The organism is Bradyrhizobium sp. (assembly GCF_030654605.1).
Classification (GTDB): domain Bacteria; phylum Pseudomonadota; class Alphaproteobacteria; order Rhizobiales; family Xanthobacteraceae; genus Bradyrhizobium.
On the sequence record NZ_JAURXB010000003.1, the window covers coordinates 1 to 8361 of the forward strand.

General features: G+C 61.2%; 9 protein-coding genes and 1 tRNA gene. 7 read left to right on the top strand and 3 right to left on the bottom strand.

Going from position 1 to position 8361, the window contains the following annotated elements; all coding sequences use genetic code 11:
• Positions 1 to 318: 318 nt before the first annotated feature.
• Positions 319 to 576: a hypothetical protein gene (locus Q7U29_RS00060; protein WP_304737192.1), complete on the bottom strand. Its 258-nt coding sequence runs from the start codon at positions 574 to 576 to the stop codon at positions 319 to 321.
• A gap of 361 nt (positions 577 to 937) precedes the next feature.
• Here Q7U29_RS00060 and Q7U29_RS00065 point away from each other — a divergent pair, with 361 nt between their 5' ends.
• From Q7U29_RS00065 to Q7U29_RS00080, 4 genes are all read left to right on the top strand, one after another.
• The gene (locus Q7U29_RS00065) at positions 938 to 1519 is read left to right on the top strand and encodes an outer membrane beta-barrel protein (protein ID WP_304737201.1); all 582 of its coding nucleotides are present in this window, start codon (positions 938 to 940) and stop codon (positions 1517 to 1519) included.
• Positions 1520 to 1914: 395 nt separating this feature from the next.
• Positions 1915 to 2466, top strand: coding sequence for a histidine phosphatase family protein (locus Q7U29_RS00070; protein ID WP_304737193.1), 552 nt, complete (start codon positions 1915 to 1917; stop codon positions 2464 to 2466).
• Positions 2467 to 3254: 788 nt separating this feature from the next.
• The gene (locus tag Q7U29_RS00075; RefSeq protein ID WP_304737194.1) at positions 3255 to 3494 is read left to right on the top strand and encodes a hypothetical protein; all 240 of its coding nucleotides are present in this window, start codon (positions 3255 to 3257) and stop codon (positions 3492 to 3494) included.
• 21 nt (positions 3495 to 3515) lie between these two features.
• On the top strand, positions 3516 to 5150 hold the full coding sequence (locus tag Q7U29_RS00080) for a recombinase family protein (RefSeq protein WP_304737195.1): 1635 nt from the start codon (positions 3516 to 3518) through the stop codon (positions 5148 to 5150).
• Here the strand turns inward: Q7U29_RS00080 and Q7U29_RS00085 are convergent.
• Together Q7U29_RS00085 and Q7U29_RS00090 are read right to left on the bottom strand one after the other, a co-directional pair.
• Positions 5118 to 5207: transfer RNA gene (locus Q7U29_RS00085), tRNA-Ser, on the bottom strand. The genes Q7U29_RS00080 and Q7U29_RS00085 overlap by 33 nt on opposite strands.
• 316 nt (positions 5208 to 5523) lie before the next feature.
• Positions 5524 to 6645 carry an ROK family protein gene (locus Q7U29_RS00090; RefSeq protein WP_304737196.1) on the bottom strand — a complete coding sequence of 374 codons (1122 nt, stop codon included), beginning with the start codon at positions 6643 to 6645 and terminating at the stop codon, positions 5524 to 5526.
• 368 nt (positions 6646 to 7013) lie between these two features.
• Here Q7U29_RS00090 and rplU point away from each other — a divergent pair, with 368 nt between their 5' ends.
• The 3 genes from rplU to Q7U29_RS00105 all read left to right on the top strand — a co-directional run.
• The gene (rplU, locus tag Q7U29_RS00095) at positions 7014 to 7493 is read left to right on the top strand and encodes a 50S ribosomal protein L21 (protein WP_304737198.1); all 480 of its coding nucleotides are present in this window, start codon (positions 7014 to 7016) and stop codon (positions 7491 to 7493) included.
• Between the two features lie 80 nt (positions 7494 to 7573).
• Entirely contained in the window at positions 7574 to 7846 is a 273-nt protein-coding gene (rpmA, locus tag Q7U29_RS00100) for a 50S ribosomal protein L27 (protein ID WP_304737199.1), read from the top strand.
• 174 nt (positions 7847 to 8020) lie between these two features.
• Positions 8021 to 8361: GNAT family N-acetyltransferase (locus Q7U29_RS00105; protein WP_304737200.1), on the top strand; the 341-nt coding region annotated here is incomplete at its 3' end.

The window sequence follows — 8361 nt, forward strand, 5'->3', positions numbered from 1 at the left end:
TTTTAGGCGCAATGGGTCAAAATTGCAACAAACTTCGTTGCTTGGCGCGACCGCCGAGATAGCATGGAACCGGCTGATTATCCTGATGATTCGGGTTAATGGCCGCGCGGAATAGCTGAATTGCGACGTTAACCACGTAGCGTCTTCGCCGCCCCTGCCCGCTCGATCGATTGCCGGATCGTCGAGCCGACCAGGGTTCCATTGCCATGGCTGGCTTCCGGAACCGTGCAGGTGCACCTCACTTCATCGGTTCGGCTGGTTCAACATTGAGAACTCGCCCGCTTCCTGGCCCGGGCGAGTTCCTTGCGTGTCATCCGATCAGTAGATCGCGCAGACATTGATCAGCCCGCACGACGTCAGCCTCAAGCAGCTGCCGTGACGGTAGCCGTAATGATGACCATGGCCATGGCCACGGGCGTGATGGCCGTGCCCATGTCCGTGGCCATGACCGTGTCCGTGTCCGCCGTGGCCGTGGCCATGGCCACCAGCCATAGCCGCGCTGTTGATGGAGAGCGAGGCCGTGCTCAGCGCGAGAACAGCAAACGCCGACACGATGAGCTTCCTGGTCCTTGTCATGGTCTTCTCCCGGTTTGCGCAGCGCGAGGATCGCCCTGCTGCGATCGAAGCTAGACCCGCTCGATGTCACGCGATGTGATCGCGATCACCCAAGCCGTAGCGGCACGGCGCTTCACGGATTCGTTGTCGCCGCCACGGTCTGACCGCCGGGATGGATGCACTTGCGTATCGCGGCGCGCATATGCGGGATGATTCCCAGCATGGCATGGAACGAAGGGGAACTTGCCGCTGCGACGGCTATCGGCACCGCCTCTGGCATTTCTGATATCCGGCTAGTATGGTTTCACCTCACTTGCCGGTACACTTGGCGGTAGCGCGGATGTCTATTTTAACAGGCAGATCAGGCGGTGCGTTGATCTCGATGCTGATCCTGGCGGCACTGTGCCCGGACATGCGAACCGCTCACGCCCAAGCCGCTCCTGTAACCTATTGGATTCCAAGCTGGCCGATCGGCTTCGGTGGCGATCTGACCGACAGCGCGGGTTCAAATACCTACGCCAACTTTCCGAGCTTTGACCGCGCCCGAGGCGGCGGCTTTTCCCCTATGCGCTACAATTTTTCGAACGGCTGGTTCGTCGGCACCGAAGGTGGCCGCATGGGTTTAAGCGGCATCGGGCAGAATGCAACGTTCGGCAATCTCCACGCGCTCTCTTTTGAAGGCGTGCAGTTCGGCTATAATTTTCAAGCCACCGGAAATCTGCCCGTCACCGTCTATGCGGGTTTCAACACCCTGAAATATAATCCCGGCATCGGCGACCCGTTTACGTCCTTCGACTCCAGCTCGAGCACACAATTCGGTTATACCGCGCATGCGGGCGTCGAGATCCAGCCGGCATCGAATCTCAGCCTGTCACTCGGAGTCGGCTACACCCAGCAGCCGGGGCGCATCAATTCGCTCGTGCCAAACGGTGCTTCTCCGTTTGGCTTCGGCGGTGGCCGCTGACAGGCGCTGAAACTGAATGAGGTTCGCGCGGATTCTTGAAAGGGCTGGCGGGCCACGAACGACGGTGATGAGCAATATTGCTTCGCCGTGGCACTATGACATTGCAGCCTTCCACGCGCGAGACCCCCTCGAACACGCGACCGCCTGCGAGTTCGCGCTGCGCCCACGGGCGGCAGTTTTCCGAGGTCACGGGCGCCCCGGGTGGGCGGGCGCTGAACCATCCCAGGAATCGGGTCTATGTCCGTTGTCGGGGGAAACCCGGAAGGACTATGCTCCGTTTGAGTATTTCGCAGTTTGACCCATATGAGAAGTCTTGAGCTTGAAAATTATTGTATGAGAGGCCGTGCTCTGTAATCTTGGGAGCACCTCACGCTCGATGAAGAAATTCGTAGGCAATGCCAGCTCACACATTCCTCATCCGTCATGGTCAATCAACGTTCAACGAGCTATTTGATGCCACGGGAATTGACCCACTTCACTACGACGCACGCCTGACTTCGAAAGGTCGAAATCAAGTCGTGGCCGCGAAGGAAGCTGCACAGCGACTTGGCGTTGACTTGGTTGTTGTTTCCCCGTTGACGCGAGCCATTGAAACATGTCTCGGCCTATTCGATCCAGAACAGACCAGCATCATCGCGTCGTCGTTGCATAGGGAGCGCCTCGGGAATAGTTGTGACATTGGGCGTCACCCAAATGCACTCTCAGTCGAATTTCCAATGCTGGATTTCAGTCATCTCGACGAATACTGGTGGCACAATGGCCCCAAGGATAATCGTGGCGTTTCTGTAGAACCTGACGATGTGGTGTTTTCGCGTATCGCAGAGTTTTCGACATGGCTGGCAAGGCGGTCCGAGCAAAGAGTGGCCGTAGTTGGACACGGAACATTCTTTCACCGTCTGACAGGTCATCACTTTGATAATTGTGAAATTCTGGAGTGGCACCCCTAGAACCGCGCTGACGAGGTGATTGAATAAGGTTCGCGACTTCCGCTGATGTGGCACAAATGCGAAGTGCCGCGTCCGTTATACGTCCGTTATTGAATGAAAGTCGGAAGTGAAACCGACATCCCCAGATCGGTAAATCGCGCCGTGGGCGGCGCCCACAATGCCGTCTGATTGTCATCCGCATCGCTGATCGAGCGCACTGTTTGCGACGGGCGCGGGGACGGTTCAGCGGCCGTTGACCGACGCACCGGTGAGCAACCGGCGTGAGCATGAATCGCATGCGCACTGACGTGTGGAGCACGGTTTCGGAGGAGGGAAATATCGTAGCGTGGAGTAGACGTTGGGCGCTCGATTAGGACGGCAAGATAAAAGCACCGCCGTCGGCTCGGTGCATGTGGTTGGGGTGTTTTGAGTTTTTGCGCTCCCTTCCAAACGCCCTTGCCATACGTTTTGCTCAAGACATTCAGCATTTCAACGATCCGAGGGCCATCCGCCCATACTTTACCGAGATACGAGCAAGACCGCTTGCCGCGAAGAGACCGGACCAGCGCCAGTCCCTCAAGGCTGTCGCGGAGACGCGCCACCGCTTCGCGGCTGCGGCCTTGACCGACTGTCGCTGCCCCGGCGAGGGCTCGCCAAGCGGTCATGGCTCAACATGAGCGAAACCGCTCCTTCTCGACCGTAGCAACCAACATCGCCCGCGGCAGGTTTTCGCCGCCGGCAGCGCGAAGGAAGCCATGGCGTGGATTCAACCGGTTCCGTAAGCGGGCGAGCTGCCGGATGCTGGCCGGATGTCTCGTTCTCGCCCCCGGCGGCCCCGACGCGTCAGGTTCGGGATTCCACCCGACGACCTTCTGGACTACGCTAACCCGCCGGAAAGTCGTGCGGGCCGGCCGCCCAAGCACGATCTGTCGAGCTGGGCTGTCACGGATGATTGGCCCGAGCGCATTCCGGTCACGGACGCCGAGGTGGACGTGTTCGAGGCATGGTTCGGCGATCTGTTCGATGAACTGTTCGGGCCGTGCCGGTGACAGCAGGAGGGAGCATCCGCCATGACCGTGCCCATTCGTGCCGCCCTGTACCTGCGCGTCTCGACAGCGCGACAGGCCGAGCACGATGTCTCGATCCCGGATCAGAGGCGGCAAGGCGAGGGTTACTGCACCTCGCGCGGCTACCGGCTGGTCGAGACCTATGTCGAGCCTGGCGCATCCGCCACCAACGACCGCCGGCCCGAATTCCAGCGCATGATCGAGGCCGGCACCAGCAAGCCCGCGCCGTTCGACGTGGTGGTGGTCCATTCATTCAGCCGCTTCTTTCGCGACCACTTCGAGCTTGAGTTTTACGTCCGCAAGCTTGCCAAGAACGGCATCAAGCTGGTCTCCATCACACAAGAGATGGGCGACGATCCCATGCATGTCATGATGCGCCAGATCATGGCGCTGTTCGACGAGTACCAATCCAAGGAGAACGCCAAGCACGTCCTCAGAGCCTTGAAGGAGAATGCGCGGCAGGGCTTCTGGAACGGTTCGCTGCCGCCGATCGGTTACCGTGTGGTCGCGGCGGAGCAGCGCGGCACCAAGATCAAGAAGAAGCTGGAGATCGATCCGCTCCACGCCGACACGGTGCGGCTGATCTACCGGCTGGCCCTGGAAGGCGACGGCGCCAGCGGCCCGATGGGGGTCAAAAACATCGCCAGCCATCTCAACGGCCGACGCATCTTCACGCGCGACGGTGGACGCTGGGGGATCGGACAAGTTCACCGCATCCTGACCCGGTCGACCTATATCGGCCGCCACGAATTCAACAAGCGCAGCAAGAGCAAGGAACTGAAGCCGGTCGGCGAAGTGATCGCCGTCGAGGTTCCAGCTCTAATCGGTCAGGTCACGTTCGACGCGGTGCAGGCGCATCTGCGTTCGCGCAATCCGAAGGTCACGCCGGCTCGCGTCGTCAGCGGGCCGACCCTGCTGACCGGAATCTGCTTCTGCGCCAAATGCGCGGGCGCGATGACGCTCCGGACCGGCAAGGGTAGCCGTTACCGCTACTACACCTGCTCGACCAAGGCCCGGCAGGGCGAGACTGGCTGCGTCGGGCGCAGCGTGCCGATGGAGAAGCTAGACACGCTCGTTGCCGGGCATATCGAGCACCGCCTGCTGGCTCCCGAGCGGCTGGAGGAAGTTCTCGCCTCCGTACTGGACCGCCGCCAGGAGCGCACTGAGCGGCGGCGCGAGCATATCGCCGAGCTCAACAAGCGCGCCGCGGAGGCTGACCTCCGTCTCAAGCGGCTCTACGACGCCATCGAGACCGGTGTCGCCGATCTGAACGACCCGGGTCTGAAGGAACGTCTCGCCGGTTTGAAGGCGATCCGGGATCAGTCCCAGGCCGACGCCATGCGTGCCCAGGCCGCATTGGAAAGCGCAGCTCAGCAACCCATCACCACGACGGTGCTACGCAAGTTCGCAACCACCGCCCGCAAGCGGATGCGGATCGAAGGCGGCGGCTATCGCCGCGACCACCTGCGTGCCCTGGCCCAGAGGGTCGAGGTTGCGGACCACGAGGTCCGCATCATGGGATCGAAGAGCGATTTGCTCAAAGCGCTTGCCGCCATTTCGGGGGTAAAATCGGCTACTGGCGGCGTTCGCAGTTCTATTCTGGGCTGGCGGAGAGGGAGGGATTCGAACCCCCGATAGGCTTGCACCTATGCCGCATTTCGAGTGCGGTGCATTCGACCACTCTGCCACCTCTCCAGGCGCCGTTGCGGGTGGTTTGATCCGCCCGCGGTCGGGGCGAGTTCTAGGCGAGGTTGGCGGGGCAGACAAGGCGCTGCCGGCGTGAATTTGTCGGTCCGGGGGCAAACTGCCGGCGGCAAGAGTGGGGCCGCCAGACGCGACAAAACCCTGGCGGCCCCGTGTCGCCTCATTGAAATTCTGGCCGGAAGTGCGGCTTCGCTGGCCAGTCTGAGCGACAATTCGACCGTAGCGGGCCGCAGAAAATCGGCAACGCGATCTGTGTTTTAACCTAACCAGTCAAGGTTACCGCCCCAACGACCTCAATTCCCGGGCCTCAATCCTTGCTCTTCTTTTCCTTCTTGTCGTCCTTCTTGTCTTCCCTGGCCTTCTTGCCGTTCTTTTCCCTGGCACGGTTGGTGAAGCGCGCATTGCCGAGGCCGGTGCCGATGGTCAGCACGCCCCAGCACTCGACATCCTGCATGTACGGAACCTCGGAAAGCCCCTGCGCCACGCCGTCATTATGCATCAGCACCGCAGTGTCGTGATCGCCGATCTGCGGGATGCCCTCGACCAGGCTGGCCGGCAGGTTGAACTTGCTGCTTTCCCAGTTGCCCGGCAGGTTCTGCGCACCCTTCTCGATCGAGCCGTCCTCATTGATGACGCCAGGACAGGAGATTCCGATGAAAGGCGCCAGCTTCAGCCCTCCGGTCTCGGCCGCGGTGATCAGCCCCTTCAACATCTTGACCAACCGTTTCACCGTTCCTTCCCGGGTCGGCTCATCATCGGCATGGCGCCAGAGTTCGGACTTGAACACCCCGGCCCTGGACAGATCCTTGGCCTTTTTCCAGCGGGTTTCGACCACCCCGCAGCGGATATTGGTGCCGCCGATATCGACCGCGAGAATGCTGTCATGGGCCTCGAAGATCCAGGACGGCGCCAGATGCAGGCAGCCGATCAGGCCGGCTTCATCCGGGTGAAATCGGATCGGCACAAGGTCGACCTCGAAATCCGCGGCCTTGAGCAGGATGTCGGTGCGCGCGATCGCGAGTTCGCCGACCCGGCTCTGCCGGAAGCCGCCGCCGACCACGATGCGTTCGGTATCGGCCCAGGCCTTGGTCTTGAGAAACCGCCCCGTCACATAGGCCAGCTCCTGGGCGAATTCCTCGATCGCACCGTGTACCAGGGCTGCGGCATGGATATCGTCGCCGACCAGCGCCTCGTCGAGTTCGGTCTTGCCGATGTCATGGGAATCTTTCTTGCCGAGCGGATCGTCACCCTCGTCTTTCAGCTTGCGCAAGCCGTCCAGAATCCGGCGGAACGCGCCCCTGCTGGCGCGGTCGCCGAGAAATCCGTCATCGTCCTTCAGCTCGATATTGAAACTGTCGACGTCGACCGACGGCAGCCGGGCGGCGCCGTGGCGGGCGATGCCCGTTGTCGTGATGGTATCTTCAGCCATTTTTGCCCCTGCCAGTCAGAATTCGCAGGACAACGGCCCGGGAACCCATTGGTTTCATGGGAGGGGCGAGTAGCGAATGGCGAGTGGCGCGCACCTCCCTTATTCGCTATTCGCCACTCTCTATCCGCCCGTTTTGAACCCAAATCCGGCATATTTGGCCGCTTTTTGGGCCGGTTTTCCTTGACTCACGGCCGTCACCGGCTATAAGTCCGCCAATCCGGCGCGAGGTTTTCTCGCGCTGTTTGTTTTTGCGCGAATTCAAGGGATCGCTCCCGAGAGACCCGCGCGGAAATTGAACCCATAACGACTGAAGAAAAAGCCGGCCCGGACCTGTCCGAGGCCGGGATCGAACACGAAGGAATTAAACGATGTTCGCAGTCATCAAAACCGGCGGCCGGCAATACCGCGTCGTTCCGGATGATGTGCTCGAGATTGGCAAGATCGCCGGCGATGTCGGAACGATCGTGCAGCTTGGCGAAGTCTTGCTGGTCGGCGGTGAATCGCCGGTGCTCGGCGTGCCGACGGTGGCCGGCGCTTCCGTGGCGGCCGAAGTGCTGCAGCACAAGCGCGGCCCCAAGGTCATCTCGTTCAAGAAGCGCCGCCGCAAGAATTCGCGCCGCAAGCGCGGCTACCGCGACGAGATCACGGTGCTGCGCATCACCGAGATCCTGACCAACGACAACAAGCCCACCATCGGCCCGCGCCCGAAGCGCGAGAAGCCGGTCGTGGTGGCACCTGTCGACGGCGACGATGATGACGCGCCGGTGACCAGGAAGAAGGCGCCCGCGAAGAAGCCGGTGGCCAAGGCAACTACCAAGCCGCGTGCGAAGCCCGCCGCGAAGAAGTGATAGAACCTGCGCGTGAGAAAAAGTGAGATGATTCCGTCAAGGAATTGATCTAGAATTTATCGAGAAGTTGGAGACGGGCTATGGCTCATAAAAAAGCAGGCGGTTCATCGCGAAACGGACGAGATTCCGCAGGCAAGCGCCTCGGAATCAAGACGTATGGCGGCGAGCACGTGATCCCCGGCAACATCATTGCGCGTCAGCGCGGCACCACCTGGCATCCCGGCCTTAATGTCGGCATGGGCACTGATCATACTCTGTTCGCCAAGGTCGAAGGCCATGTCGAGTTTCGCGCCAAAGCCAACGGCCGCACTTTCGTATCGGTTGTACCGATGATGGAAGCCGCGGCCGAGTAAACGGTGGACAACATGAGTCCGCCGGTCCTGTTGAACCGGTGGAGCTCCTGAAAGGCTCCGAAGGGGAGGCGGGAAACCGGCCTCCTCTTTTTTGTGCGTGTTCCGCAAAAGTGGACACCGGTTTTGCGACCGGAACACGCGCCATGGTCAAAGAGCTGCCTACAGGAGCCCGACATGCTGCAGGATATCCCGACTCCGACATTGCACGAGGGCAGTCCCTGCGTCCTCGAGACCGAACGGCTGATGCTGCGCAGGCCGACGCTCGCGGACGTAAAAGCGATCGCGCGTCTGGCCAATGACCGCCGCATCGCCGAGATGACCCGCCGCCTGCCGCATCCCTATCTGCAGGATCACGCGGTCGAATTCGTGCGCGCGATGGAGACCGATACCCGCCAGACGGTGTTCCTGATCGAAGACAATTTCGTGCCGGTCGGCATGGTCGGTATCGACTGGCGCGAGCCGGACGCACCGGAACTCGGCTACTGGCTCGGCGTCGAGCACTGGGGCCGCGGCTT